The organism is Actinocrispum sp. NPDC049592 (assembly GCF_040675465.1).
In the GTDB taxonomy this organism is placed as follows: Bacteria; Actinomycetota; Actinomycetes; order Mycobacteriales; family Pseudonocardiaceae; genus Kibdelosporangium.
In genome coordinates this window covers 374,666-400,887 of sequence record NZ_JBFAPA010000001.1, presented here as the reverse complement: position 1 = coordinate 400,887, position 26,222 = coordinate 374,666, and the positions used below count along the sequence as shown (strand labels likewise).

The 26,222-nt window shown below is 68.4% G+C and carries 22 protein-coding genes and 1 pseudogene; 12 read left to right on the top strand and 11 right to left on the bottom strand.

What is annotated here, in order from left to right; translation table 11 throughout:
* Window positions 1-114 precede the first annotated feature (114 nt).
* The 5 genes from AB0J95_RS01875 to AB0J95_RS01855 are packed head-to-tail and all read left to right on the top strand — an operon-like array spanning window position 115 to window position 5,722.
* On the top strand, window positions 115-651 hold the full coding sequence (locus AB0J95_RS01875; protein ID WP_364750941.1) for a (2Fe-2S)-binding protein: 537 nt from the start codon (window positions 115-117) through the stop codon (window positions 649-651).
* Window positions 651-3,023 (top strand): xanthine dehydrogenase family protein molybdopterin-binding subunit, encoded by a 2,373-nt coding sequence (locus AB0J95_RS01870; RefSeq protein WP_364750939.1) that lies wholly within the window; start codon window positions 651-653, stop codon window positions 3,021-3,023. The genes AB0J95_RS01875 and AB0J95_RS01870 overlap by 1 nt, the downstream gene beginning before the upstream one ends.
* The gene (locus AB0J95_RS01865; protein ID WP_364750936.1) at window positions 3,020-3,871 is read left to right on the top strand and encodes a xanthine dehydrogenase family protein subunit M; all 852 of its coding nucleotides are present in this window, start codon (window positions 3,020-3,022) and stop codon (window positions 3,869-3,871) included. The genes AB0J95_RS01870 and AB0J95_RS01865 overlap by 4 nt, the downstream gene beginning before the upstream one ends.
* 21 nt (window positions 3,872-3,892) lie before the next feature.
* A complete protein-coding gene (locus tag AB0J95_RS01860; RefSeq protein WP_364750933.1) occupies window positions 3,893-4,549 on the top strand; it encodes an SRPBCC family protein in 657 nt (218 codons plus the stop codon).
* A gap of 12 nt (window positions 4,550-4,561) precedes the next feature.
* Entirely contained in the window at window positions 4,562-5,722 is a 1,161-nt protein-coding gene (locus tag AB0J95_RS01855) for a CapA family protein (protein ID WP_364750931.1), read from the top strand.
* Window positions 5,723-5,726: 4 nt separating this feature from the next.
* Here the strand turns inward: AB0J95_RS01855 and AB0J95_RS01850 are convergent, their stop codons facing one another.
* From AB0J95_RS01850 to AB0J95_RS01840, 3 genes are all read right to left on the bottom strand, one after another.
* Window positions 5,727-6,140, bottom strand: a complete 414-nt coding sequence (locus tag AB0J95_RS01850) for a DUF5655 domain-containing protein (RefSeq protein ID WP_364750928.1) — start codon at window positions 6,138-6,140, stop codon at window positions 5,727-5,729.
* A gap of 14 nt (window positions 6,141-6,154) precedes the next feature.
* Window positions 6,155-6,727 (bottom strand): DUF4253 domain-containing protein, encoded by a 573-nt coding sequence (locus AB0J95_RS01845; protein WP_364750926.1) that lies wholly within the window; start codon window positions 6,725-6,727, stop codon window positions 6,155-6,157.
* Window positions 6,728-6,894: 167 nt separating this feature from the next.
* Window positions 6,895-8,556, bottom strand: a complete 1,662-nt coding sequence (locus AB0J95_RS01840; protein ID WP_364750923.1) for a DNA repair helicase XPB — start codon at window positions 8,554-8,556, stop codon at window positions 6,895-6,897.
* Between the two features lie 134 nt (window positions 8,557-8,690).
* Here AB0J95_RS01840 and AB0J95_RS01835 point away from each other — a divergent pair, with 134 nt between their 5' ends.
* Window positions 8,691-9,230: a hypothetical protein gene (locus AB0J95_RS01835; RefSeq protein WP_364750921.1), complete on the top strand. Its 540-nt coding sequence runs from the start codon at window positions 8,691-8,693 to the stop codon at window positions 9,228-9,230.
* 46 nt (window positions 9,231-9,276) lie between these two features.
* Here AB0J95_RS01835 and AB0J95_RS01830 read toward each other — a convergent pair whose 3' ends face one another.
* Window positions 9,277-10,278 carry an ABC transporter substrate-binding protein gene (locus AB0J95_RS01830; RefSeq protein WP_364750918.1) on the bottom strand — a complete coding sequence of 334 codons (1,002 nt, stop codon included), beginning with the start codon at window positions 10,276-10,278 and terminating at the stop codon, window positions 9,277-9,279.
* Window positions 10,279-10,484: 206 nt separating this feature from the next.
* A complete protein-coding gene (locus AB0J95_RS01825) occupies window positions 10,485-11,516 on the bottom strand; it encodes an ABC transporter substrate-binding protein (RefSeq protein WP_364750915.1) in 1,032 nt (343 codons plus the stop codon).
* A 165-nt stretch (window positions 11,517-11,681) separates the two neighbouring features.
* On the opposite strand from AB0J95_RS01825, the gene mdlC reads away from it, so the two are divergent.
* Window positions 11,682-13,265, top strand: a complete 1,584-nt coding sequence (gene mdlC / locus AB0J95_RS01820; protein ID WP_364750912.1) for a benzoylformate decarboxylase — start codon at window positions 11,682-11,684, stop codon at window positions 13,263-13,265.
* A gap of 24 nt (window positions 13,266-13,289) precedes the next feature.
* On the opposite strand, the gene AB0J95_RS01815 is transcribed toward mdlC, so the two are convergent.
* From AB0J95_RS01815 to AB0J95_RS01795, 5 genes and pseudogenes are all read right to left on the bottom strand, one after another.
* Entirely contained in the window at window positions 13,290-14,165 is an 876-nt protein-coding gene (locus AB0J95_RS01815; protein ID WP_364750909.1) for an ABC transporter ATP-binding protein, read from the bottom strand.
* Between the two features lie 5 nt (window positions 14,166-14,170).
* The gene (locus AB0J95_RS01810) at window positions 14,171-14,983 is read right to left on the bottom strand and encodes an ABC transporter permease (protein ID WP_364750906.1); all 813 of its coding nucleotides are present in this window, start codon (window positions 14,981-14,983) and stop codon (window positions 14,171-14,173) included.
* Window positions 14,980-15,765, bottom strand: coding sequence for an ABC transporter permease (locus AB0J95_RS01805; RefSeq protein WP_364750903.1), 786 nt, complete (start codon window positions 15,763-15,765; stop codon window positions 14,980-14,982). Before AB0J95_RS01805 ends, AB0J95_RS01810 begins: the two co-directional genes overlap by 4 nt.
* A gap of 305 nt (window positions 15,766-16,070) precedes the next feature.
* On the bottom strand, window positions 16,071-17,105 hold the full coding sequence (locus tag AB0J95_RS01800) for an ABC transporter substrate-binding protein (RefSeq protein WP_364750900.1): 1,035 nt from the start codon (window positions 17,103-17,105) through the stop codon (window positions 16,071-16,073).
* A 340-nt stretch (window positions 17,106-17,445) separates the two neighbouring features.
* A pseudogene (locus tag AB0J95_RS01795) lies at window positions 17,446-17,775 on the bottom strand (ABC transporter permease subunit); the annotation flags it as partial.
* A 1,502-nt stretch (window positions 17,776-19,277) separates the two neighbouring features.
* Between AB0J95_RS01795 and AB0J95_RS01790 the strand changes: the two are divergent.
* The 4 genes from AB0J95_RS01790 to AB0J95_RS01775 are packed head-to-tail and all read left to right on the top strand — an operon-like array spanning window position 19,278 to window position 24,218.
* A complete protein-coding gene (locus tag AB0J95_RS01790) occupies window positions 19,278-22,406 on the top strand; it encodes a nitrate- and nitrite sensing domain-containing protein (protein WP_364750898.1) in 3,129 nt (1,042 codons plus the stop codon).
* The gene (locus AB0J95_RS01785; RefSeq protein WP_033390388.1) at window positions 22,403-22,828 is read left to right on the top strand and encodes a roadblock/LC7 domain-containing protein; all 426 of its coding nucleotides are present in this window, start codon (window positions 22,403-22,405) and stop codon (window positions 22,826-22,828) included. The genes AB0J95_RS01790 and AB0J95_RS01785 overlap by 4 nt, the downstream gene beginning before the upstream one ends.
* 24 nt (window positions 22,829-22,852) lie before the next feature.
* A complete protein-coding gene (locus AB0J95_RS01780) occupies window positions 22,853-23,629 on the top strand; it encodes a DUF742 domain-containing protein (RefSeq protein ID WP_364750894.1) in 777 nt (258 codons plus the stop codon).
* A complete protein-coding gene (locus tag AB0J95_RS01775; RefSeq protein WP_364750891.1) occupies window positions 23,610-24,218 on the top strand; it encodes an ATP/GTP-binding protein in 609 nt (202 codons plus the stop codon). Before AB0J95_RS01780 ends, AB0J95_RS01775 begins: the two co-directional genes overlap by 20 nt.
* Window positions 24,219-24,281: 63 nt before the next feature.
* Here AB0J95_RS01775 and AB0J95_RS01770 read toward each other — a convergent pair whose 3' ends face one another.
* The gene (locus AB0J95_RS01770; protein ID WP_364750888.1) at window positions 24,282-25,028 is read right to left on the bottom strand and encodes a patatin-like phospholipase family protein; all 747 of its coding nucleotides are present in this window, start codon (window positions 25,026-25,028) and stop codon (window positions 24,282-24,284) included.
* A 158-nt stretch (window positions 25,029-25,186) separates the two neighbouring features.
* Between AB0J95_RS01770 and AB0J95_RS01765 the strand changes: the two genes are divergently transcribed.
* Entirely contained in the window at window positions 25,187-26,077 is an 891-nt protein-coding gene (locus AB0J95_RS01765; protein WP_364750885.1) for a patatin family protein, read from the top strand.
* Window positions 26,078-26,222 lie beyond the last annotated feature (145 nt).

Below are 26,222 nucleotides of genomic sequence, written 5' to 3'. Positions count from 1 at the left end.
TGCCAAGGCTGATTTCATGGGGGTTGATTGCCTCCACAACCGGTAGCAAGCTCGGGTACGCGTGAGCACGATCACGTTCCCGAGCCCCGCCACGAAGTCAGCGTTGGAGGCGCGATGCGGATCAACGTCAACGTCGACGGAACCACGTACACGGACGATGTCGAGCCTCGAATGCTGCTGGTGCAGTATCTGCGCGAGCGGCTTGGCAAGACCGGCACCGTGGTCGGTTGCGACACCAGCAACTGCGGAGCCTGCACGGTCCATCTCGATGGTCACAGTGTGAAGTCATGCTCCGTGCTCGCGGTGCAGGCCGACGGTGCCGAAGTCACCACGATTGAGGGACTCGAACGTGACGGCCAGTTGCACCCCGTCCAGCAGGCGTTCCACGACAACCACGCGTTGCAGTGCGGGTTCTGCACGCCGGGGATGATCATGCAGGCGATCGACCTGCTGGCCGACAACCCCGACCCGGACGAACAGGCCGTGCGGCACGGTCTGGAGGGAAACCTCTGCCGCTGCACCGGTTACCAGAACATCGTGCGCGCCGTGCGCGACGCCGCACATCACATGCGCCCCGGCGCAGGCCCGTCCGCTGAGCAGGTCAGCGACACCGAGGTCACCCGCGCCCCGAGCCACACGGCAGGCAACTGATGACCGCCACAGCAGAGCCTGAGGTCGGCAAGGCCCGGCTGCGCAAGGAGGACGCGCGGCTGATCACCGGCCGGACCCGCTGGACCGACAACATCACCCTGCCCGGGATGCTGCACCTCGCGATCAAGCGCAGCCCGATGGCACACGCCAAGATCCTCAACATCGACACGTCCGCGGCGCGCACGATGCCCGGCGTGATCGCCGTGTTCACCGCCGCCGACCTGGACGCCGAAGGCGCGGTCGGGGCGCCGTGCGCGTGGCCGATCACCCCCGACATGAAGTCGCCGCGCCGGCCGATGCTGGCCGCCGACAAGGTGAACTTCGCCGGTGAGGGCGTGGCGGTCGTCGTCGCGCGCAGCGCCGCCGAGGCCCAGGACGCGCTCGAGGCGATCGACGTCGACTACTCCGACCTGCCGGTCGTGCTCGACATGGAAGCCGCGCTGACCGACGGCTACCCGCTGGTGCACGAGGAGCTGGGCACCAACCGCAACGCGTTGTGGGTGTTCGACTCCGGCGAGGCCGGGACCGGCGGCAACGTCGAGGACGCCATCCGGGACGCCGAGGTCACCGTGACCCGCCGGTTCCGCCAGCAGCGCCTGGTCCCGGCGTTCATGGAACCCCGCTCGGTGGTCGTCGACCCGACCGCGGCGCAGCTGACCGTCTGGTCGGCAACCCAGATCCCGCACATCCTCAAGACGATGACCGCGCTCACCCTTGGGCTGCCCGAGCACAAGCTGCGCGTGGTCGCGCCCGACGTCGGCGGCGGGTTCGGCGGCAAGATCGGTGTGCTGCCCGAGGAACTGATGGCCGTCGTGGTCGCGCAGAAGGTCGGCCGCCCGGTGAAGTGGACCGAGACGCGCTCGGAGTGCATGCTCGCCGCGCACCACGGCCGCGACCAGATCCAGGACATCACCATCTCGGCGAACCGGGACGGCACGGTCACCGGCCTGAAGGTCGACCTGATCGCCGACATGGGCGCCTACCTCGGCCTGGTCGGGCCGGGCGTGCCGATCCTGGGCGCGTTCATGTTCAACGCCATCTACAAGTTCCCGGCCTACCGGTTCGCGTGCACGAACGTGTTCACCAACAAGACCCTGACCGACGCCTACCGCGGCGCGGGCCGCCCGGAGGCCACGTTCGCGGTCGAGCGGATCATGGACGAGCTGGCCGTCGAGCTCGGCATGGACCCGATGGCGTTGCGCGAGAAGAACTGGATCAAGCACGAGGAGTTCCCGTTCACCACCGTGTGCGGGCTGACCTACGACTCCGGCAACTACGAGGCCGCGACCGACCGCGCGAAGCAGTTGTTCGACTACGACGGCCTGCGGCGGGAACAGCAGGAACGCCGTGACCGCGGTGACGTCGTCCAGCTGGGCATCGGGATCTCGACGTACACCGAGATGTGCGGCCTGGCGCCGTCCCGCGTGCTGGGCTCGTTGTCCTACGGCGCGGGCGGTTGGGAGCACGCGGCGATCCGCATGCTGCCCACCGGCAAGGTCGAGGTGCTCACCGGTTCGTCCGCGCACGGGCAGGGGCATGAGACGGCGTGGAGCCAGATCGTGTCCGACCAGCTCGGCGTTCCCTTCGAGGACATCGAGGTCCTGCACGGCGACACGCAGTCCTCGGTGCGGGGCATGGACACCTACGGGTCGCGGTCGCTCGCGGTCGGCGGGACGGCGGTCGTGATGGCCGCGGAAAAGGTTGTGGCCAAAGCGAAACCGGTCGCCGCGCACATGCTCGAGTGCTCGGAGGACGACCTGGAGTTCAGCGGCGGCAAGTTCTCCGTTCGCGGTACCGACAAGGCCGTGACCATCCAGGACATCGCGCTGACCGTGTTCCTGGCGCACGACCTGCCCGAGGGCATGGAGCCGCACCTGGACGCCGAGGCCGTGTATGACCCGCAGAACTTCTCGTTCCCGCACGGCACGCACCTGTGTGCGACCGAAGTGGACACTGAGACCGGCCGCGTGACGATCCGTTCGTACGTCTGCGTCGACGATGTGGGCAAGGTCGTCAACCCGCTCATCGTCGAGGGTCAGGTCCACGGTGGACTCGTGCAGGGGATTTCCCAGGCGCTGTACGAAGAAGCCGTGCACGACGAGACCGGGACGCTGACCAACGGCACGTTCGCCGACTACCACGTCCCGTCGGCGGCGGACATGCCGTCGTTCACCACGGACCGGACCGAGACGGCGTCGACCACCAACCCGTTGGGTGTCAAGGGTGTCGGTGAGGCCGGCACGATCGCCTCGACCCCGGCCGTGGTCAACGCCATCGTCGACGCGCTGCGTCATCTGGGTGTGCACGAAGTCGAGATGCCTTGCACGCCAAAGCGCGTGTGGCAGGCGATCCAGCAGGGAGGTGCGCGGTGATCCCGGCGCAGTTCGACTACGTCGCACCGGCCACAGTGGACGATGCGGTGCGGGAGCTGGCGGACGCCGGCGACGACGGCAAGGTGCTGGCCGGCGGCCAGAGCCTGCTGCCGGTGCTGCGGATGCGGCTCGCCGCGCCCGCCAAGGTCATCGACATCGGCCGGATCGCCGAGCTGCGCGGGATCCGCGAGGACGGCGACGCCATCGTGATCGGCGCGATGACCACGCACTACGACGTCCAGCGTGACCCGCTGGTGCAGACCCACCTGCAGCTGATCAGCCTGGCGACGGCCACCGTGGCCGACCCGCAGGTGCGTCATCGCGGCACGTTCGGTGGGTCGCTCGCACACGCCGACCCCGCGGGCGACCTGCTCGCCCCGGCGCTGGCGCTGGACGCGGAGATGGTGGTGGCCGGGATGGACGGCAGGCGGACCGTGCCGGCGGCCGAGTTCTTCACCGACTACTTCACCACGGCGCTGTCCCCGGCCGAGCTGCTCGTGGAGATCCGGCTGCCCAAGTACACCGGGTGGCACGCGCACTATGAGAAGTTCAGCATCTCGGCGCAGGCCTGGTCGGTGGTCTCGGTCGCGGCGGCGGTCCGCACCGACGGCGACACCATCGCCGAGGCCAGGATCGGGCTGACAAACATGGCGTCCACCCCCGTGCGGGCGCGTACCGTGGAGGAGGCCCTGGTGGGCCAGCGGGCGACGGCCGAGAACATCAAGGCGGCCGCCGCCCACGCCGCGGAGAACACGAACCCGACGACGGACGGTGATGCCAGTCCCGAGTTCCGCAGCCACTTGGCGCGGGTGCTCACCGGGCGGGCCGTCACCGCCGCCATCGGCTGAGTCGTCGAGGAGACTGGGCCTGTGCAGCTGGAACACAAGTTCACCGTCAACGCACCTGTCGACGATGTCTGGCAGGCCCTGCTGGATCCGGAAAGGGTGGCGCCGTGCATGCCCGGCGCCACCCTGACCAGCGTCGACGGCCCCAAGTTCGCCGGTACGGTGAAAGTGAAGATGGGGCCCATCTCGTTGCAGTACAAGGGTTCTGGTGAGTTCGTCTCGACCGATCAAGACACCCGCGTGCTGAAGATCAACGCCTCGGGCAAGGACTCCCGGGGCAACGGCACGGCGTCCGCGGACGTCACGGTCACACTGTCCACTTCGGACGGAACGACGGTCGGCGATGTCGTCACGGAGCTCGCGGTGACCGGCAAGCCCGCGCAGTTCGGGCGGGGGCTGATCGCCGAGGTGGGCGGCAAGATCCTGGACACCTTCGCGCAGAACCTGGCCGCGCAGCTGGAACCCGAGCAGGATTCGCCTTCTGCTGCCGATGATGCACCCGCTACTGAAGAGCCCGCGGAGGAGCCTGTGGCCAAGGCGCCACATGTTGTTCCAGTGTCTTCGGCGCCCGAGATCGATTTGCTGGAGTACGCCGGTTCCTCGGTGGTCAAACGGGTCGCGCCGCTGATCATCCTCGGACTTTTGCTGGTGATATTCCTATCCCGCCGCAAGCGGAAATAACCTCCTGGCAGGATGACGCGCATGCGCCGGCTCCTGCTCGCGAGTTTGTCCGCGGCCACACTTGTCGCTGGGTGCGCGACGAGTGACGGTTCGCAACCGCCTATCTCCGTGCCGACCGGGCTCGCCCCGCCGCCGGCACAGCAGCAGCTCAACTCGCCGCCGCCCGCGTCCGACAACGGGTTCACCGTGGTCGCGAGCGGCGATGTGCTGATCCATCCCGCGTTGACCGACCAGGCGACGGAGGATGGCGGCGGGAAGCGGGACTACCGCAAGATCCTGGCCGGGGTGAAGGCCACGGTCGGCGCCGCCGATCTGGCGATCTGTCACCTGGAAACGCCATTGGCGGACGCCGCCGGCCCGTTCAAGGGCTATCCGGAGTTCAGTGCGCCGCCGGAGATCGTCGACGCGCTGAAGGACATCGGTTACGACGATTGTTCGACCGCGTCCAATCACACGATCGACCAGGGCTCGGACGGTGTGAAACGGACGCTGGACGCACTCGACGCGGCGGGCATCAAACACACCGGTTCGGCGCGTTCCGAACAGGAGGCGAAAAGGCCGCTGATCATCGAGGTGCACGGCGTGAAGGTCGGCCACATCTCGTTCGCCTTCGGCTTCAACGGCAAGAAACTGCCCGCCGACAAACCCTGGCTCGCCAACACCATCGACGCCGAGGACATCATCGCGGCCGCGAAAGCCGCCCGCGCGGCCGGCGCCCAGGTCGTGATCGCCAGCCTGCACTGGGGCACCGAGTACGTCCAGGAACCGACCACCGAGCAGAAGAACCTGGCCAAGAAACTGCTGAACGACCCCAACATCGACCTGATCATCGGCCACCACGCGCACGTCGTGCAGCCGTTCGAGAAGATCAACGGCAAATGGGTCGCCTACGGGATGGGCAACGAGATCGCCCGCCACTCCGAGCCGAAAGGCATCACCGAGGAAGGCGTGATCGCCCGTTTCCACTTCACCCGCAACGGAAATGCCTGGTCGGTCGACAAGGCGGACTATCTGCCGATCCTGATCGATCTGGGTCCGCCCATTCGCCTGCTCGATTTGTCGCAGCCGAATGTCGGCCCGCCCGCCCGCCGCGCGGAGACTCTGCAGCGCACCGACGAGATCGTGCTCAGCCGCGGCGCCAGCGCCCAGGGCCTCACCCGGCCCGGCGGCTGAGTTCTCAGGTGGCGAAGTCGTAGGCGATGGTGAGCCATTCGCGGAGCTCTTCGTCCACATCGGATACTGAGTGCAGCTTGAGGACGTGGTACACGGTGTCCGCGGAGGTCCGTTCCTGACGGGTGATCCGCGGACTGACGACCGCGTGCGGGAGAGCGAGCCACATCGTGAGGGAGCGCGCTTTCGGCCGGATCTCGGCGAGTTTGCGGGTGGACTTCAGGAAGACGCCGACCTTCACCGCGTCCGCGTGCACCGGTCCAAGGGACTCCAGGTGAGCCATGATCTCCGCGTAGATCTCGGGGTACACCGGGTTGTGGCCCGCGAAGGTCTCCGCGGGGGTGCAACCGGGAACACAGACGTGCGACTGGTTGGCGCGGCCGAACTCCCGGTCACAGGCGGGGCAGGTCCATCGAGACACTCCGGCAGTGTGGGTCAGCGCCAGCGGAAGTGCCAGCGGCGCATCCGGATCAGCCCCCGCGACAGCTGCGGCAGCGTGCCGGGCAGGCGCGGGCAGAACGACCGGTGCTCGTTCGCCACCACCAGCGCGTGGTGCAGCTCGGTCGGCGGCGCCGACACCGACAGCATCATCTCGCGAGCGCCCAGCACCACGAGGGTGGCGCCGAACCGGTCCTCCCAGCTGCGCAGGATCGCGGACAGGCCAGGACGGCCGAGGCGGGCCGGAACGTCGGCAGGGCGGCCCGCCTCGACCAGGCCGAGGCGGTAGGACGGACGCTTGTTGGCCACCAGCACCGCGCCGGAGATACCGGCCTCGGCCTGGGGGTCGTGCCGGTCGACGGCGCGGCGGGCCGGCTCGGGCTGGAACGCGGCCTCGGGCGGCAGGCCCAGGCCGTCCTGCGGCACGAGCACCGGCCACAGATGGGTGCGCGGGTACTCGGCGACCCGGTCGAGATACGCGTGCGGGTCGGTCAGCACCTGGTCGGTCAACCAAATCTCGCCGTGCCAGTACCCCAGGGAGGCCGCCGGCTCGATCGACAACGCGGTCATGAGTACCCCTCACCGTTCGAACGTGTGTTCGAAGATAACCCTAGCGGAGGGGTCTGACAACCACGATTCACCCTTCGGGGCGTCGCGCGGGACGAGCGGTGCTGGTGGCCGTCAGGAGGTGTGGCAGATGCTCGCCTTCGGCCCCCACACCGTCCGGATGCCTGGTGTCAGCTCACCTCGGGGATGGGCGGGCCGAGGAGGTCGTCGGCGTCGACGATCGTGTAGGCATAGCCCTGTTCGGCCAGGAAACGCTGGCGGTGGGCGGCGTATTCGGTGTCGAGGGTGTCGCGGGAGACGACCGAGTAGAAGTGCGCTTGGCGGCCGTCGCCCTTGGGGCGCAACAGCCTGCCGAGGCGCTGAGCTTCTTCCTGGCGTGACCCGAACGTGCCCGACACCTGCACCGCCACCGAGGCCTCGGGCAGGTCGATCGAGAAGTTCGCGACCTTGGACACCACGAGGGTCGGCAGTTCGCCGTTGCGGAACGCGTCGAACAGCTGCTCGCGTTCCCTGGTCTTGGTCGAGCCCTCGACGATCGGCGCGTTCAGCTCCTCGCCCAGTTCGTGCAGCTGGTCGAGGTATGCGCCGATCACCAGCGCGGGTTCGCCTGGGTGTTTTGCGAGGATGCCACGGACCACGGCCGCTTTGGTGTGCGCGGTGGAGCAGATCTTGTAGCGCTCCTCGGGTTCGGCGGTGGCGTACTGCAGCCGCTCGCTGTCCGTGAGGGTCACGCGGACCTCGACGCACTCGGCGGGCGCGATCCAGCCCTGGGCCTCGATGTCCCGCCACGGCACGTCGTAGCGCTTCGGGCCGATCAGCGAGAACACATCACCCTCGCGCCCGTCCTCGCGCACCAGCGTCGCAGTCAGCCCCAAGCGGCGCCGTGACTGGAGGTCGGCGGTCATCCGGAACACCGGCGCGGGCAACAGGTGCACCTCGTCGTAGACGATCAGGCCCCAGTCCCGGGAGTCGAACAGCTCCAGATGCCGGTACTCGCCGCGGGTCTTGCGGGTGATCACCTGGTAGGTCGCGATGGTGACCGGCCGGATCTCCTTGCGCTCACCCGAGTACTCGCCGATCTCCTCCTCGGTCAGCGACGTCCGCGCGATCAGCTCACGCTTCCACTGCCGCCCGGCCACGGTGTTCGTCACCAGGATCAACGTGGTCGCCTGCGCCTCGGCCATCGCGGCCGCGCCCACCAGCGTCTTGCCCGCGCCACAAGGCAGAACCACCACACCGGACCCGCCGGCCCAGAACGTCTGCGCGGCCTGGCGCTGGTAGTCGCGCAGCTGCCAGTCCTTCTCGTCCAGCGCGATCGGGTGGTGCTCGCCGTCGACGTACCCGGCGAGGTCCTCGGCCGGCCAGCCGACCTTCAGCAGCGCCTGCTTGAGCCGCCCCCGCTCGCTCGGGTGCACGATCACGGTGTCGTCGTCGATCCGGGTACCCAGCATCGGCGCGATCTTCTTGTTGCGCAGCACCTCTTCCAGCACCGCGCGGTCCAGCGCGTTGAGCACCAGGCCGTGCGCCGGGTTCTGCATCAGCTGCAGCCGCCCGAACCGGCCCATCGTGTCCACGACGTCGATCAGCAACGGCTGCGGCACCGGGTACCGGGAGAACCGCGACAGCGCGTCGACGACCTGCTCCGCGTCGTGACCGGCCGCGCGTGCGTTCCACAGCGCCAACGGCGTCACCCGATAGGTGTGCACGTGCTCCGGGGCGCGCTCCAGCTCGGCGAACGGCGCGATGGCCATCCTGGCCTGGTCGGACTGGGGGTGATCGATCTCGAGCAGCAGCGTCTTGTCGGACTGCACGATGAGTGGGCCGTCGGTCACTAACACTCCTCTGGTCGTTCCCACCCAGTGTGCCAACACCCGGATGGAACACAAAAAACACGAAAGACCCCACGAAGGGTTACAGCCCGCAGTCGCTTACCGTTTCCCAGGCTGACCGGGGAAAAGGGTGTTCGATGACGGAGCCAACCACGCCAGCGGCCGAGCCGGGCGACCGGCCCGCGCGCGGCAGTGCCGTGTCGAAGATCGTTCTGGGCGTTGTGGTCGCGGCGATCACCGGCCTGATCGTGTACGCGGTGTCCAGTGACGACCGCGGCACGATCGACGTCGGCGAGGGCGACTGCATCAAGATCGTGTCCGCGGCGGACGCCCAGATCGACCGGGTCGACTGCGGATCCACCGACGCGGTCTACAAGGTCGCCAAAAAGCTCGACAGCGCAACGGGTCTGTGCCCGGCAGGGGAGTACACGCAGCTGACCAGCGGCAGTTCGATGAAACTGTGCCTGATGCTCAACGCCAAGGAGGGCGACTGCCTGCGCACCGAGACCGTCGGTCGCAATAGGACACACGAGCGCGTGCCCTGCGGACCCTCGGCGGAGTACCGGATCGTGAAGGTCTTACCGGGCACAGTGGACACAAAAGCGTGCGAACCGGGCAACGTGGTGGCCACCTACCTCGAGCCACCGACCACGATCTGCCTGACCACCAAGCCCTGAAACGAAAAGCCCCGGCCGACCGGCCGGGGCTCTCGTACGAAACAGACTAGCCGGTCGTCGCCGGCGCGATGATCATCGAGTCGATGTTGATGTCCTTGGTCAGCAGGTCGTACTTCTTCATCAGGTCGACCGTGCGCTGCAGCCGGTTGCGGTCCAGGCTGGTCGGGAACGTGCCCAGCCGGACCAGCGCGGCGATGTCCTTGTCGATCTTGGCGTACTTGATGACCGACTCCTCGACCACCGCGCGGTTGGCGGCCTCACCCGCGGCGCGGACGATCGCCCTGCGGACGGCCTCGACGGTCTTCGGGTTGTCCTGCGCGAACTTCGCGGTCGTGGTGTACCCGGACAGCGGGAAGTTCGCGGTCGGGCCGGTGGCGATGTCCAGCAGCGACACCGCGCCGTTGTTGCGCTGGGCCGCGGTGATGAACGGCTCGTTGATCACCGCGGCGTCGATGTCGCCCGCCTGCAACTTCGCGGCCATGTCCGGGAACGGGAACTCGACCCACTTGACGGTTTTCGAGTCCACGCCGGCGGTGTCCATCGCGGACTTGGCCAGCAGGTCGGTGATGCTGTTCTTGGTGTTCGTGGCGATGGTCCTGCCCGCCAGGTCCTTCGGCGACTTGATCGCCGACCCGGCCTTGACCATGATCACGAAGATGTTGTCGGCGGTCTGGTAGCTGTCGGCGACGAACTTGAAGTCGCCGGTGCCCTTGGCCTGTGCCTGCAGGATCGGGACGTAGGCGCCGAAGGTGACCTGCAGGTCGCCGGAGATCAGCTTCGGGATGGCCGTCGCGGCACCCGTGACGGGCTCCAGCGTGACGTCCAGGCCCTCGTCCTTGAAGTAGCCCTTCTGGGCCGCGATCTGCAGCGGAGCGTCGTCCAGGATCGGCATGGCGCCGATCTTGAGGTGGGTGAGCTCCAGCCCGCCCGCGCCGTTCCCGCCGGCTTTGTTGTCGTCGCTCGAGCCACCGAGCATCCCGCAGCCGGCCACCGAGGCGAGGATGCCCGCGGCGCCCAGGATCGCGGCGACGGCCCGTCTGGTCGTCAAGCGGCGTGACAGTCGAAACATGTGTGAGGCCTCATCTGACACTGATGTGTCCGCGGCGGACACGCCGAGTGACGCGCTCCGCCTCGCGCCACACTACGTTCTCGTAGCGATTGCGGAGTGTAGAGTGATGGCCCCGGTTCGTCTACATGGGAAAACCCCGGGCAAGCCGGGGTTTTCGTGATCAACTTCTCAAGTTTTTCCGCTGGTTACTTGGCCGTCTTCGCCGAGTCGATGATCATGCTGTCCACGTTCACGTCCTTGGGCAGCATGTCGTACTTCTTCATCAGGTCGACGGTCCGCTGCAGGCGGGTGCGGTCCAGGCTGGTCGGGTACGTGCCGATGCGCACCAGGGCCGCCACCTCCTTGTCGATCTTCGCGTACTTCACCACCGCGTCCTCGACCGTCGTGCGGTTGCGGGCCTCCTCGGAGGCCCTGGTCAGCGCCCGCCGGACGGCCTCGACCGTCTTCGGGTTCTCCTGGGCGAACTTCGCCGTGGTGGTGTAGCCGGAGATCGGGAAGTTGGCCGTCGGGCCGGACGAGGTGTCCAGGATGGACGTCGCGCCGGTGCTGCGCTGGGCGAGCGTGACGTACGGCTCGAGCACGACCGCCGCGTCGATGTCGCCCGCCTGCAGCTTGGCGCCCATGTCCGGGAACGGGAACTCCACCCACTTGATCGTCTTGGAGTCCACCCCGGCGGTGTCCAGCGCGGACTTGGCGAGCAGGTCGGTGATGCTGTTCTTGGTGTTGGTCGCGATGGTCTTGCCGGTGAGGTCCTTCGGCGACTTGATCGGCGAGTTCGCCTTGACCATGATCACGAAGATGTTGTCGGCGGTCTGGTAGCTGTCGGCGACGAACTTGAAGTCGCCGGTGCCCTTCGCCTGGGCCTGCAGAACGGGCACGTACGCGCCATACGTGAGCTGAAGATCACCGGAGAGCAGCTTGGGGATGGCCGTGGCGGCGCCCGTGACGGGCTCCAGCGTGACGTCCAGGCCCTCGTCCTTGAAGTAGCCCTTCAGCGACGCGATGTGCACCGGCGCCGAGTCGAGGATCGGCATCGCGCCGATCTTGAGGGTGGTGCGCTCGAGCTGTCCGTTGCCCCCGCCGCCGGAGTCGTTGCTCGAGCCACCCAGCAGACCGCAGCCGGAGACGGCGGCGAGGATGCCCGCTGTCCCCAGAATTGCTGCGACCGCCCGGCCGGCTCTTCTCGATCGTACGGAACCACTTGCTCGTCGAAGCATTGAAGATGCCTTATCTGCGCGAGGATTGTTCCGGTCACGCTGTGACACGACCGGCTGACACGGGGGGCACGATCAGTCACGATGCGTGGCGTTCGCGGTGTTTTATACACCAAACAGGTGGGCCGCAGTGAGTGCTGTCACAAGATCGAAAGGTGAAAGAATCACATGACCACCCCGAGTGTGCGGGACGTCGCCCGCGACCTGTTGCGCGACTTCGGGCTCACCACGGTGTTCGGGAACCCCGGGACGACGGAAATTCCCTTCCTGGTGGACTGGCCGGCCGGCTTCCGGTACGTCCTCGGTCTGCAGGAAGCTGCAGTGGTCGCGATGGCCGACGGTTACGCGCAGGCAGCTGACCAGCCCGTTCTGGTGAACCTGCACTCCGCGGGCGGTCTCGGGCACGGCCTGGGGCACGTGTTCACCGCGTACCGCAACCGGACGCCGATGCTGGTGCTGGCCGGTCAGCAGGTCCGCTCGCTGCTGCCGGGGGAGCCGTTCCTCGGAGCGTCGGATCCGACCGTGTTCCCGCGGCCATATGTGAAGTGGAGCTGCGAACCCGCGCGGGCGCAGGACGTTGCGGCCGCGCTCGCGCACGCCTACCACCTCGCGGTCCAGCCGCCGACCGGTCCGGCGTTCATTTCCGTTCCCGCCGACGACTGGGATGCGCCCAGTGAAGGTGCCGTGCCCGTGCGGCCCCGGATCCTCGGCCCGGTCGCGGCCCCAGAGGCGTTGTCAGGGCTCGCGTCCGCTGTGGACGGGGCCGAGCGTCCGGTGATCGTCGTTGGGGCCGCTGTGGACGCTGAGGACGCCGTTGCGGATGTCGTCGCCTTGGCGGAACGGATCCGGGCGGGGGTGTTCGTGGCGCCGATGTCGTCGCGGTGCTCGTTCCCCGAGGATCACCCGTTGTTCCAGGGATTTCTCGACCCGGAGGAACGGTCCATCGCGGCCGCGCTCGAACCGTACGACCTCGCACTGGTGCTGGGCGCGCCGGTGTTCACCCTGCATGTGTTCCGCGGTAATGCTGCCACGCCGTTGCCACCGTTGTTCCTGATCAACGACGACCCGGACGTGCTCGCGCGCGCCAAGGCAGGCGTCGGCATTCGGTCGATGATCGGGCCAGCGGTTCGCCGGCTGTCCGAAATGGTCGTCCCAGTGGACCGGGTGACGCCGAAACCACTGGTACGACCAGCAATTCCCGCGGACAGTGACCCGGTCTCACCGGTGCACGTGCTCGCTGCTCTGGCGAATTTGCTGCCGGACAACGCGCTGGTGGTCGAGGAGGCGCCGAGCCACCGCAACCTCATGCACGACTACCTGCCGATTCGGGCGCGCCACACGGGTTTCCTCACGATGGCCAGCGGCACGCTCGGCTGGGGACTGCCTGCGGCCGTCGGCGCCGCGTTGGGTCGCCCTGACCGCCGCGTGGTGGCGATCCTGGGCGATGGCTCCAGCATGTACGGCATCCAGGCGTTGTGGACCGCCGCCCGCGAGAACCTGCCGATGACGTTCGTGATCCTGGACAACGCCGAGTACGCGGCCCTGAAGCTCCTGTCATCGGCTGAGCAGAAGATCCCGGGCACCGACCTCGGCGGCATAGACTTCGCCGCCCTGGCAACGAGTCTGGGCTGCTACGGGATCACAGTCGAGTCCATTGCGGACTTCCGGACGGCCTTGAAACGGTCCCTCATCGAGGACCGCCCGACCGTCGTCCACGTCCGCGTCACCGACCCTGCCCACACCCTCTATTGAGGGGTGGGCAGGGCCGGGGCGCGCTCAGCTCTTGGTGACCTCGCTGCGCTGGGAGCGTTCGGCTGCCAGGAACCGCTGGGCCGCCGCCTCTTCCTCGGCCGCGGTCGGGCGGTGCACGGTCGTCTCCGGCGCGGGCGTGTTGTGCAGCAGCCGCGCCACCTCACCGCGCAGCGCGACGAAGTTCTTGGACTCCCTGGTGGTGATCTGGTCGCGGTTCGCGGGCAGGTCCACGGTCAGGTCCGCGACGATCGACGCGGGCGACTTGGACAGCACCAGCACGCGGTCGCCCAGGTAGACGCTCTCGTCGATGTCGTGGGTGACCAGCAGGACCGTGCTCTCGTGCTCGCGGCGCACCCGCAGCAGCAGGTCCTCCAGCTCGAACCGGGTCTGCGCGTCCACCGAGGCGAACGGCTCGTCCATCAGCAGCAGCGACGGCTGGCAGGCCAGCGCCCGCGCGATGGACACGCGCTGCTGCATGCCGCCGGACAGCTGCCACGGGTATTTGGCGGCCGCCGCGGACAGGCCCACCGACTCCAGCGCCTCGGCCGACCGGCGCCGGCGCTCGGACTTGGAGATGTTCCTGGACCGCAACGGGAACTCCACGTTCCCGCGCACCGACAGCCACGGGAACAGCGAGCGGCTGTAGTCCTGGAACACCACCGCCAGGTCGGACGGGGTGCGGTCGATCAGGTCGCCGTGCAGCGACACCGTGCCCGCCGACGGCCGGATCAGCCCGGCGATGCAGCGCAGCAGCGTCGTCTTGCCGCACCCGGACGGGCCCACGATGCAGGCCAGCTCGCCGGTGCCCACCGTGAACGTCAGGTTCTGTACCGCGGTGTGTGCGGATGGTCCCGAGCCGTACGTGTGGCGCAGCTCGGCGACGTCCAGCATTGCCGTCATGGTCTTCAGCCTCCGGCTTTCACGGTACTTGCTTGGACGTTACGAGTGGGTTGCCAGGACAGCACCCGGCGTTCCACCAGGAGCAGCAGGCTGTTGAGGCCGTAGCCGAGGACGCCGAGCAGGATGATCAGCGCCCACATGTTCGCGTAGTCATACTGGCGCTGGAAGTCCGTGAGCTGGGTGCCCAGCCCGGTGACCGCCCCGACCAGCTCGGAGATCACCATCAGCACCAGGGCGAGCGACAGCGAGACGCGCAGCCCGGCGAAGATCTTGGGCAGCGCCGCGGGCAGCACGACCATCAGGATCCACTGGCGGCGCGGCACGCCGAACGACTTCGCGGTGTCCACCTTGACCTGGTCGACCGAGCGGGCCCCGTCGGCCGAGTTGAGCAGGATCGGCCACAACGTGCCGAACGCGATCAGCGCGATCTTCTGCGGCGCCTCGATGCCCAGCAGCACCATGAAGAACGGCAGCAGCAGCACCGGCGGGATGGACCGCAGGAACGCCAGCACCGGCCCGAAGTACTCCAGGCCGTGCTTGGACCGGCCGAGCGCGAGCCCGGCGGTGATGCCGATCACCGCGGCGCCGAGCCAGCCGGTGAGCAGCCGGCCCAGGCTGGGCAGGACGTGGATGAACACCGCGTCGCTGAGGAACAGCTGCGAGGCCGGGCCGCTGAACCAGATGCCCAGGATGGCCGGCGCGATCTCGGTGGGCGGCGGGAAGAACTTCGACTGGGCGGCCAGCGTGGCCAGCTCCCAGACCACGAGCACGCAGACGAAGACGATCCAGCGCTGCGCGAAGCCCCTGAACCGGGTCATTTCGCCGCCTCCGTCTGGTTGCTCCACTTGAACAGCACCCGGCTGAGCTTCAGGAACCCGCTGTCGAGCGCGTAGCCGATCACCCCGGACAGCACCGTGACGGCCAGGATCACGTCCTGGCGGCCGGAACCGCTGGCGTACTGGGTGAGGAACCGGCCGAGGCCGATGTCCGAGGTGGCCAGGTACTCGGTGCTGATCACGACGATCAGGATGACCGCGCTGGCCAGCCGCACGCCGGTGAACACGAACGGCGCCGCGTGCGGCAGCGACACCGTGGCCATCGTGCGGGTCTTGCCCAGGCCGAACGAGCGGGCGGTGTCCAGCTGCAGCGGGTCGATCTCGTCCAGCGCGTAGATCGTGTTGAACAGGATCGGCCAGATCGCCGCGTAGACCGCGAGGCTGATCTTGGCGTCCGGCCCCGAGCCGATCAGGATCAGCACCAGCGGGATCAGCGCTACCGACGGGATCGGCCGGAGGAACTCGATGATCACCCGGGTGGCCACCCGCACCGAGGGCACGCTGCCCAGCAGCAGCCCGGCGGGTACCGCGATGCCGATGGCGATCAGCAGCGACAGCCCCCAGGCCAGCATGGTGGCGATCAGGTCCCGGATGAACGTGTCGGTGTCGTTGTTGAACTGCTGCGAGAACAGATCCACCATCGTGGGCAGCACGGTGGTGGGCGGCGGGATGTAGGTCTCGGGGAACAGCCCGGTGGCCGAACCGAGCTGCCACAGGGCGAGGACGAACAGGATCCCCAGCAGGCCGCGAATGAACCGGATCACGCCGGCTCACCGGCGACCGAGTTGGTCAGCACACCGAACTCCATGAGCGGTTGGAAAACGGGCTTCACCCGGCCGAACGCCAGGTGGTCACTCTAGTGAGCGATACGGGGTCGGGACAAATGGCCGCTTACCGGCCACTGGCCACGTATCGAAACACCCCGATCGGGTTAATGGCCGAGGAGTAGCCAGGTACGCCAACTGGCGGCACCCGGCTAGTGCGACCGAGCCACAGCCGAAGTTGATCAGTGGGTGAGAAACGGACAGACCCGAGGGCGGCCGGCCCCCGGGTCTGTGTTACGCGCGTCCTACTTGGAGGCCGACGAGAGCAGCATCGGCTGCACGTTGAGCTTCTCCGGGATCACCTTGAACTCCGACATCAGGTCGGCCACACGCTGCAGCCGGACCGGGTCGAGCGACTCCGGGTAGTCCGCGATGTGCACCAGCGAGGCCGTGGCCGCGTCGATCTTGACGTACTTCACCAGGATCGGCTCCAGCTTCGAGCGGTCGCTCTTGACGTCCGAGACACCCTGCGCCAGCCCCCGCTGGAAGGCCGCCATGGTGTTCGGGTTCGCCGTGGCCAGCTTGTCCGTGGCGGCCCAGCCGGACATCGAGATGTCCGCCGTCGGGCCGGACGAGACGTCCAGCACCGGGGAGGCGCCGTACTGCTTCTCCGTCGTGGTCACGAACGGCTCGGCCACCACCGCGCCGTCGATGGTGCCCTGCTGCATGGCCGGACCCATGTCGGGGAAGCCCATCGGCACCCAGTTGATCTTGGTGACGTCCACGCCCTTGGTCTTCAGCACCGACATCGCGCCCAGGTCGGAGATGGAGCCCTTGCTGGTCACCGCGATCTTCTTGCCGCCGGCGTCCTCGGGTTTCTGCATCGGCGAGTTCTTGGTCGCGACTAGCACGAGGTGCCCCGGCCGGGCCGCGTACGCGTCCGCGACGATCTTGAGGTTGGCCGCGCCCTTGGCCTGCGCCGCGAACGCGCCCGGGTAGCTGGTGAACGCGATGTCCAGGTCGCCGCCGATGATCCCCTCGACGGCCTTCGGCCCGCTCTGCACGGAGACCGGTTCGACCTCGAGGCCTTGCTGCCTGAAGTAACCCTGATCGATCGCCCGGTACAGCGGCGCGACGTCCACGACTGGCAGGACGCCCACTCTGATCTTCTGCTTCTCGACCGCGCCACCGGTGGCGCTGGGCTTGGTGGTCGAGTCACCGCTGCTGCCGCCCATCAGCCCGCAGCCGGAGGCCGCGGTCAGCAGGGCAAGGGTGGCGGCGATGATCGGGATCCGCACGCGCGACCGGTACACCTGGCCGGTGTCGCCGCGTCTAGGCATTGCCTCTCCTCGGTACTGAGTCGATGTGAATCTTTTACAACTTCGATCCCCGACGTACCGGCGACACGCTAGCGACCCGCCAATGCCCGTCACAACGGGTTGCGAAGTGGTTTCTCTTCGCTGCACAAGTCGCTCGATCGGGTCACCCCACGAATGGAGTAGTGCCTGGTGACGTTCAGTTCGGTTGCCACCGAAGAACTTTTCGCTCGGCCGCGAGCAGCGCCATGGTGAGGACGTAGCCGAGCAGTCCGAGAAGCACCACCCATGCCCACATCCGGGGAAAGCTGAACTGGTCCCGGACGCGAGACGACCATCAGCAGCTGCGCGCTGCTGAGGCTCAGCCGCTGAAGATCTTCGGCAGCGAGACGGTGACCATCGTGCGGGTCTTGCCGAGGCCGGAAGACCTTGCGGTGCCGAGCAGGAGCGGGTCGATCTCGGCGAGGGCGTAGATCGTGTTGAACAGAACCGGCCACACCGCGGCATAGACGGCGAGCGCGATCTTGGTGGCGGACCGCCGCCCATCGCCACGATGGCGCGGAATCAGGGCCACCGACGGGATCGGCCGCAGAAACTCAACAAAAGTCTGAGTCGCGACGCGCAGAAACGGAACGCTCCCCAACAACAACCCAGCCGGAACCGCGATCCCTATCGCAATGGCAGGCGCGATCGCCACGCAAGCACGCTGACGCGGGCGGCAGTGGCCTGTTTCCCAGCTCCGCCAAGGCTCTCGGCCAAGCGTCGCTCTCGTCGTCCAGCGGCCGGCAGTCCCGGTGCCCTGCCCCGAGCCCCTCCCGCATACCCGCGTGTCCTGCCAGGCGGGACGGCGTTGGGGCTGCGATCGCCGCTCTCCGCTGCTCTTCGATGAGAGCGCCGTTCTCGCGAAGAGTGCGCAGCGAGATGTCCAGACCCGGCCATCCACCCGTGCCCACCGGCCCGCCCGCGCCGATCGCGCCGCCGATCGGGCCCGGCCGCGGCTTGCCCGCCGGCACCCAGCTGCGGCTCGCTTCCGTGGGTCGTGTGCGGAGCGGAGTTGAGGAGGTTTGTGCTGGTGGTGGTGTCTTTGTTGACTTTGGCGAACTCCATCGTCAGCCGTTCGATCTTGCTGCGGTCGTGCCCGTCGCGGTGTCGAACACCGGCACCGCGCGCCTGGGTGATGAACGGCTCGGTCAGGAATGCCGCGTCGATGTCGCCCCGCTGCGATCGCGCGGCCATATCGGGAAACGGCATGGTCACCCATTTGATCGACTTGTAGTCCAGGCCTTCGTCGCGTAACGCCGATATGGTCGACGGCCCCGCCGCCGACCCGTCCGCGATGATCTCGATGCCGGAGACCATCTTCGCCACCGACACGCGAAGCGCCGACGGCTCCGCCGACTCCAGGGCGCCGCAACCGGATATGCAGCCGATGATTGTGAGAACGGACACCAATGCGCGAATGCGCTGACCCCTGCTCTGGGTGCTGGTGGGCAAGGCCACCGGCCTCCCACTCCAGCGAGTCTGTACCGGTTGTCACAACGTGAATACGCACGGTCACAGGACTAACGCGCATATCCCTCGAACGGACGTATCTGCCGGTCAAAAGGATGTATCCGCCGAGAAAATGATCGTCACGCTGCAGGTGTTCCGCCGCTGGTTGAACCCGAACCTTCGGCAAACCTCCCCGATAGGCTTACATCTCGGCATACTTTTCGCTACCTTCTGTGCCCACAGTGAGGTGGAGCGCCACCGATGTAGTGAGGAGGCTGCCCGGATGCCGGGTTGACGGCCACCGCCGTCGCCGGGTAGATGGGCAGGTTCGAGGGGAACACCGTGGTCGCTTTGGCCAGCCCAGGTCGGGATGGGTTGACCAAGGTGGCCTTGGGCCGCGATGCTTCTGCCGGGCGTCGTCCGATCGGGCGATTTCCGACACGAGGCGACGCGGATGGGTGCCGCGCGCTGAAACTGCAGGTTGTGAGGACGGAAAGCTATGTGACCTGACGTTTCGGCGAAGAGCGTGCCCCCGTGGGCGCGTTCGGTGTCCTACTCATTGCGGTATTTGTCCGTTCGAGCTGGCCTTCCGGGTACCGGGCTACTGGCTCAAACGCAGGGAGTGTGCTGGGAGTGCCCGACCAGAACGCTGGGGTCGCAGGTAGCTCGGGGAACAGTCGCATGGCGATGGCGCCAGGCGGCGACATGACCGACGGAGGAGCCCGGCCGCCGCAGGCGGCCCGCCCCGCAGGTGGCACGTCCGCCCGCGCCGGCTCGCCTTGGCGGGTCCGCAACTGGCGCCTGCGCACCAAGATCCTCGCCGTCCTCATCATCCCGACGCTGACCGCCCTCGTACTCGGCGGCTTGCGCGCCGAGGAGGACCTCAAGAGCGCCGACGAGTTCCGCCAGACCGTCAACCAGGTCGACCTGGCCCGCAACGTCACCGGGGTCGTCCACGAGCTGCAGAAGGAACGCACGCTCGCGGTCGAGAACGTGGCGCGCAACCGGACCAACGACCGTGCCCAGCTCGACCAGCAGATCAACCGGGTCGAGCGGGCGCGTGCGGCGTTGTCCGAGGCGGCCAACCTGGTGCGCACCGACGACGAGAGCGCGCGAGCCCGCTACAACCAGGGCCTGCAGCGCCTCGCCGGTCTGGACGCGCTGCGCCAGGCGGCCACCAACACCGAGTACCCCGCCCTCGCGGTGAAGGCGGCGTACACCTCGATCATCCAGGCGCTGGTGCAGCTGGGCCGTGAGGTCAACACCGCGGTCACCGACCGGGACCTGCTCCGCCAGGCCACCACGGTGCAGGCGTTGTCCGAGGCCAAGGAGTTCGCCTCGCAGGAGAACGCCGCGCTGCAGATCGCCGCGGTGGTCGACCAGTTCCCGTCCGGCCTGCTGGACGAGACCCGCGCCGCCCAGGCCTCCTTCGGTGCCGCGCAGGCCGGTTTCCGCGCCAACGCCACCCCGCAGGAGCTGCAGTTCTACTCCGACACCGTGTCCGGCCCCGAGGTCGACGACCGGGAGCGGATCAAGTCGACCGCGTTCAACCGCGCCGACGCCAACCAGCCGAGCCTGCAGATCGACCTGCCGCACCTGACCGCCGACGGCAACGCCACGGTCGACAAGCTGCGCAAGGTCGAGGCCGACCTGCTGGGTGCCCTGCGGGCCCGCGCCGACCAGCTCGCGGTCGCCAAGACCAACTCCGCGTGGACCAACGCCGGCATCGTGCTCGCCCTGCTGATCCTCGCGCTGATCCTGATGACCCTGGTCACCCGCTCGATCCTGAAGCCGCTGCGGACCCTGCGGACCAACGCTCTGGACGTCGCCTACACCAGGCTGCCGGAGACGGTGCAGCGCATCCTGGCCGACCCGGACCCCGTCGCGGCCTCCAAGCACGCGGTCGAACCCATGCCGGTGTTCACCCGTGAGGAGACCGGTGAAGTCGCGCGGTCGTTCGACGCCGTTCACGAACAGGCCGTCCGGATGGCCGCCGAGCAGGCGCTGTTGCGCGACAACGTCAACTCGATCTTCGTCAACCTGTCCCGCCGCTCGCAGGCCCTGGTGGAACGCCAGCTGAACCTGATCGACCGGCTGGAGCAGGACGAGCAGGACCCCGACCAGCTGGCCAGCCTGTTCGAGCTGGACCACCTGGCCACCCGGATGCGGCGCAACTCGGAAAGCCTGCTGGTGCTCTCCGGCACCGGTCTGTCGCGTCAGCTGACCCGGCCCGTCCCGGCCGCTGACGTCGTCGGTGCCGCCGTTTCCGAGGTCGAGCAGTACGCCCGCATCGACGTGCTGTCCGCGCCCGAGGTGGCCGTCCAGGGCCGCGCGGTCAACGACCTCGTGCACCTGATCGCCGAGCTGCTGGACAACGCGACCTCGTTCTCCGAGCCGGAGAAGAAGGTCACCGTGCGGATGGCCGCCACCCGCAAGAAGGAACTGGCCATCCAGATCACCGACCAGGGTGTGGGCATGTCGGCGGACGAGATCGACGCCGCCAACCGCCGCCTGGCCGACCCGCCCGACATGGACGTGTCGGTGACCCGGCGAATGGGCCTCTACGTGGTCGCGCGCCTGGCGCAGCGGCACAACATCCAGGTCCGGCTGCGGGACAACGAGGACATCGACGGCGGCCTGATCGCCCGGATCATCGTCCCGTCGAACCTGATCCAGTCCTCGCGCGGCGTCCAGCCGACCAACCTGACGCCGACCGGCGGCATCCCGACCATCACGCCGAACGAGATGACCGGCGGCATCACCGCCACCGGCGCGGGTGCGACCACCGGCGGCCAGCGCCCGGTCCCGCCGCGGCCCGCGGGCGGCATCGCCAGCGCGTTCACCGGGAGCCTGCCGCGGCTGCGGCCGGACGGCACGCCGGAGGACTCGGACGTCACCTCGCTGCCGCCGTATACACCAGCCGGATACCCGCCGCCCGTGGAGAACACCACAAACGGGATGGCCGATCCGAACGTACGCTGGGCACCGGAGCGCGAACCTGAGGCGCACACCCAGGTCACCCCGCTCGACCAGCCCCCGGCCCAGGCGTCCGGCGACCCCGGCTCCCTCTCGCTGTTCGGCGACCCGTTCGCCGCCGAGAAGGCCGCCAGGGCCGCCCAGGAGCCGCCGCGGCCTGCCCCAGCACGCCAGGAGGTCAACCACGACGTCGACGCCCCCACCGAGCGGCTGCCGATCTACGAGGCAGTGCTGTCCCAGTGGTTCGAGGAAGGCGACAGCGACAAGCGGCCGCCTGCCTCCGAGCGGGGCAGACCGTCCGGTGAAGACGTTCCGGCCGCACCGCTCGTGGCCCCGCCCGTCGTTCCGGCCCCGGCATCGCATGCGATCAACGGGACCAACGGTGTGAACGGCCACAGCAACGGCAACGGCGACGCGCCGCACCACGAGGAGCCGCCGGCCCAGCCGGTGGTCCACGAGGAGCCCGCGGCACCGGCCGCCGAGGAGCAGCCGGCGCAGCCGCAGCAGTCCGTGCGCGCCTCCGCCTCGCTGTCGGCCTGGCAGTCGCCGGGTGACGAGGGCTGGCAGGCCGCGCAGAACCTGGGCAAGGCCGCCCCCGAGGTGATCACCTCGGCCGGTCTGCCCAAGCGGGTGCCGAAGGCCCAGCTGATCCCCGGATCGGCGCCGTCCCGGCCGGGTGCCGGCGGACCGGCGGCGACACAGCGCACACCCGCGCTGCCACCGCGCTCGGCTGACGCGGTGCGCGGCCGGATGTCGAGCTTCCAGCAGGGCATCCGGCGGGGCCGCCACGCCATGGTGGACGCTTACGCTGGGGACCAGGATTCAGTCGAGAGCCGTCAAGACGAGGAGCAGGAGTGACGACCGCGACGACAAACCAGCCAGGTAGTTTTGGCTGGCTCATCACCGATTTCGTTCGGCAGGTGCCCGGAGTCGCACACGCGGTGGTGGTCTCGGCAGACGGTCTGCTGCTGGCTGGCTCGCAGGGCCTCCCACGCGACCGGGCCGAGCAGCTCTCCGCGGTGGCGTCCGGGTTGGTGAGCCTGACCCAGGGTGCCGCACGGTGCTTCGAGGCCGGCGGGGTGAACCAGACCGTCGTCGAGATGGACCGGGGATATCTCTTCCTCATGTCAATCTCGGACGGATCTTGTCTCGCCGTTCTTGCCGCGCCCAACTGCGACATAGGCTTGGTCGCCTACGAGATGACGCTTCTGGTCGAGCGGGTCGGCCAGCAGATGACGCCCGAACTGCGGGCGCAGCTGCAAGGCGCGCAGCGAAGATAAGCGGGTTTGACGGGGTGAGAGCAGATGGCTAGAGGTCACCGAGCCTCGGGTGGCCGGTTCGGCGCGGACTTTTCCTATCGGGATTGGGCGCAGACCGGGTTCCGCTTCGAAGAGCCGGACGCGGGTGGCCCCGACGATGAGGACGCGCCCGACGAGGCGTCCTATCACGAGCCCGATGAGGCGCTGGAGGAGCACGACCAACGGCTGCCAAGCCGGCCGGAGCGGAGGCAAGAGCAAATGCCGGAGCGAGGTTGGGAGGACCTGCCCGAGCACGGACTGGGGGATCCACCGAACCGGATCGACCTGGACGGTTACCGAGCACGACTGTTCGGTGGCCCGGGGGCGAGCCTGTACGGGGATCCCGGGGTGCCCAGGCAGAACGACTGGAACTCCGACCAGCTCCCGGCCGTCCCGGCCGTCACGGAGTGGGAGGACCCGGTCCGCGCCGAGCCGGTCGCCGAGACCGGTTCGTTAGTCCGGCCCTACACCAAGACGGGCGGACGGACCAGATCCGACTACGACCTGGCCATCGAGGCCTTGGTGTCCACCAGCGACCGCGGCCGCATGCCGGAGGCCGCCGTGCTCCCCGAGCACCGGTCCATCTGCGGTCTGTGCCTGGACACGCGTTCGGTCGCCGAGGTGGCCGCGCACCTGAGACTTCCGCTCGGGGTGGCGCGGGTGCTGATCGGCGATATGGCGGGCATGGGGCTCGTGCTGATCCACCAGAGCGGCATGGTCGTGGGCGACCGGCCGTCGATCGAGTTCATGGAAAGGGTGCTCAGTGGGCTCCGCAGGCTCTAGTCCTCACTCCCCGCGGGCCGTGGCGCGTCAGGCGACGACGTCCGCGAAGATCGTCGTCGCCGGAGGCTTCGGCGTCGGCAAGACCACGTTCGTCGGAGCGGTCTCGGAAATCGTCCCGTTGACGACCGAGGCCGTGATGACCGAGGCGAGTCAGGACGTCGACGATCTTTCGGCCACGCCCAACAAGACCACGACCACGGTCGCGATGGACTTCGGCCGTGTCTCCCTGGACTCGGACCTGATCCTGTACCTGTTCGGCACCCCCGGCCAGCACCGGTTCTGGTTCATGTGGGACGACCTGGTCCGCGGCGCCATCGGCGCGATCGTGCTGGTCGACACCCGGCGACTGGCCGACGCGTTCGCGGCGATCGACTTCTTCGAGGACCGCCAGCTGCCGTACATCGTGGCGATCAACTGCTTCGAGCGCGTGCTGCACCACCGCGTCGAGGACGTCCGCGACGCGCTGACCATCGAGCCCTCCGTGCCGGTGGTCACCTGCGACGCGCGTGACCGCGAGTCCACCAAGGAAAGCCTGATCACCCTGGTGGAGCACGCCATGCACCAGCGGATGTCCGCCCGGGCGGTCTGAGACCCCTCGTGCGTGCTTGTGGCCACACAAGTACGCACGAGGAAAACCGCGTTCCCGGTTCAGTCAGCGCAACGCTTTTCCTTGGGCGAGCCCCGCGTGGGCGCTCGGTACCCGCGTCGCCGGGTCGAGCACATTCGTTGTCATCGCGGCCAACGACGCCTCGTCGGGCGTGATGACCCGGGCGTGCGGAATGCGCAGTGCGTCCGGAATCGGCGCTATGACAAGGATTTCGTCGTAGTCCTGGACGAGGTCGGCGTTGGTGGTCGTGCGGACCCCGCCGTCCATGTAGCGCTTCCCGTCGATCGTGACCGGTGGGAAAACCCCTGGCACCGCACAACTCGCGCTCACCGCGGACAGCAGGTCCACTCCGGACTCCTTGTCGAAGACCCGGGTCTCACCGGTGGTCACCTCGCACGCGACCACACCGATCTTGCGCTCCGGCCACTCGTGCGACGGCAGGCCCGCGCCGATCAGGCGTTTCCATTGGTCCTCTGGCATTGTCTCCGCGGCGACCGCCAGCTCGCCGAGCTTGCGGCGGGCCTCGTCCGGCGGGAACGACTGCATGGTCGTGAACAGCGCGATGATCTTCTCCAGCGACGGCGCGGGAGCCGTGGCCGGCGCCGGGGTGGTCTGCTGCGCGAACGCGTCCTCAAGGGACACACCGCTGGTCAGCGCCGCGGCGACGGCCGACCCGGCGGACGTGCCGATGACGATGTCGACGTCCAGCGCGGACGGGCCCAGACCGTGGAGAATCCCGGTCTCCCAGGCGATTCCAGCGATCCCGCCACCACCGAGTACCAATGCGCGCACGGAGGTCCTCCTGACCGCTCGACAGTGTGGTCCAGTCTATGGAAATGCCGGTGATCGCGCTGTCGGCGATCAACGTCCAGTGAATGGTGAGCTGTAACACACGTACCGTGTCGTGACCGTGTGTTGGCCGGTGCGAAACTTTCCCTGTGCACCAGGTTATGCGCTTGATCTCACGCCGGCATGCGGACGGCAGCCGTCCGGGGTTCCGTTCGGACGGTCACCGGATAGCGCTCGCGATCGAGGGCGGCAGCAGCCGGGGCACGTACTCCAGCGGCATGGTGATGGCGCTGGAGGAACTCGGCCTCACCAGGTGCTTCGACGCGGTCTACGGGTCGTCGGCGGGGGCGCTGAACGGCGCGTGGCTGTTGTCCGGGCGGGCGTTGACGGGCATGCGGGGGTGGTGGGACCCGGAGATCATGCGGAAGGTGATCAACCCGTGGCGGTTCCTGCGCGGCCGTCCGGTGTTCGACACCGACTACCTCGTCAACACGGTGTACCAGGAACTGACCCCAATGGACTTCCCGGCGATCCTGGCCAACCCGGTGAGCTACCACCCGCTGGCCACCGACGCGGACACCGGCGACTCGGTCGACCTGCGGCCGTTCATCCACCACGTCGAGGACCTGCAGAACGCCTTGCGCGCCAGCACATGCCTGCCGATCCTGGCCGGCCGGTCGATCAAGCTGGGCGGCCGCCGGTTCGTCGACGCGGGGGTGGCCGAGCCGCTGCCGTTCCGCACGGCGCTCAACCAGGGCGCGACGCATGTGTTGATGCTGCGTACCAGAAGGGCGACCGAGCGCCCCGCGAAACCCTCGCGCGGTCAGGGAATGATCGTGCCGCGGTACTACCCGGGCCTGCGCAAGGTGTGGGACGAGCAGTACGAACGCGACATGTCGGACGAGCAGCTGCTCAAGGAGCTGCCCGCGGTGATGTCAGTGCGCCCGCCCACCGATGGCCCGGACATCACCGCGACCGAACGTGACCCGAAGGTGTTGCGCCGCGCGGTGATGTCCGGCCGCCAGGCCGTGCACGCGGCCCTGGCGTCCTAAGGAGACCGGTGGCGGGTCCGGGGGGACGCCCGGACCCGGCCGGTCCGCGTGGGCGCCGGAAACGCCTGGACGCCGGCGACCGGACGGCGGCCAGGGCCACCCCGCGCGCCGGACCCACGCCTTGCGAGTGTGCGAAACCGCGTTG

Excerpts from the sequence above, each read along its gene's own strand:
- AB0J95_RS01870 (WP_364750939.1), top strand. The coding sequence starts at position 651 with ATGACCGCCACAGCAGAGCCTGAGGTCGGCAAGGCCCGGCTGCGCAAG.
- AB0J95_RS01825 (WP_364750915.1), bottom strand. The coding sequence starts at position 11,516 with ATGCTTCGACGAGCAAGTGGTTCCGTACGATCGAGAAGAGCCGGCCGG.
- AB0J95_RS01810 (WP_364750906.1), bottom strand. The coding sequence starts at position 14,983 with ATGACCCGGTTCAGGGGCTTCGCGCAGCGCTGGATCGTCTTCGTCTGC.
- AB0J95_RS01800 (WP_364750900.1), bottom strand. The coding sequence starts at position 17,105 with ATGCCTAGACGCGGCGACACCGGCCAGGTGTACCGGTCGCGCGTGCGG.
- AB0J95_RS01855 (WP_364750931.1), top strand. The coding sequence starts at position 4,562 with ATGACGCGCATGCGCCGGCTCCTGCTCGCGAGTTTGTCCGCGGCCACA.
- AB0J95_RS01845 (WP_364750926.1), bottom strand. The coding sequence starts at position 6,727 with ATGACCGCGTTGTCGATCGAGCCGGCGGCCTCCCTGGGGTACTGGCAC.
- AB0J95_RS01790 (WP_364750898.1), top strand. The coding sequence starts at position 19,278 with ATGACCGACGGAGGAGCCCGGCCGCCGCAGGCGGCCCGCCCCGCAGGT.
- AB0J95_RS01835 (WP_364750921.1), top strand. The coding sequence starts at position 8,691 with ATGACGGAGCCAACCACGCCAGCGGCCGAGCCGGGCGACCGGCCCGCG.
- AB0J95_RS01875 (WP_364750941.1), top strand. The coding sequence starts at position 115 with ATGCGGATCAACGTCAACGTCGACGGAACCACGTACACGGACGATGTC.
- AB0J95_RS01780 (WP_364750894.1), top strand. The coding sequence starts at position 22,853 with ATGGCTAGAGGTCACCGAGCCTCGGGTGGCCGGTTCGGCGCGGACTTT.
- AB0J95_RS01815 (WP_364750909.1), bottom strand. The coding sequence starts at position 14,165 with ATGACGGCAATGCTGGACGTCGCCGAGCTGCGCCACACGTACGGCTCG.
- mdlC (WP_364750912.1), top strand. The coding sequence starts at position 11,682 with ATGACCACCCCGAGTGTGCGGGACGTCGCCCGCGACCTGTTGCGCGAC.
- AB0J95_RS01765 (WP_364750885.1), top strand. The coding sequence starts at position 25,187 with ATGCGCTTGATCTCACGCCGGCATGCGGACGGCAGCCGTCCGGGGTTC.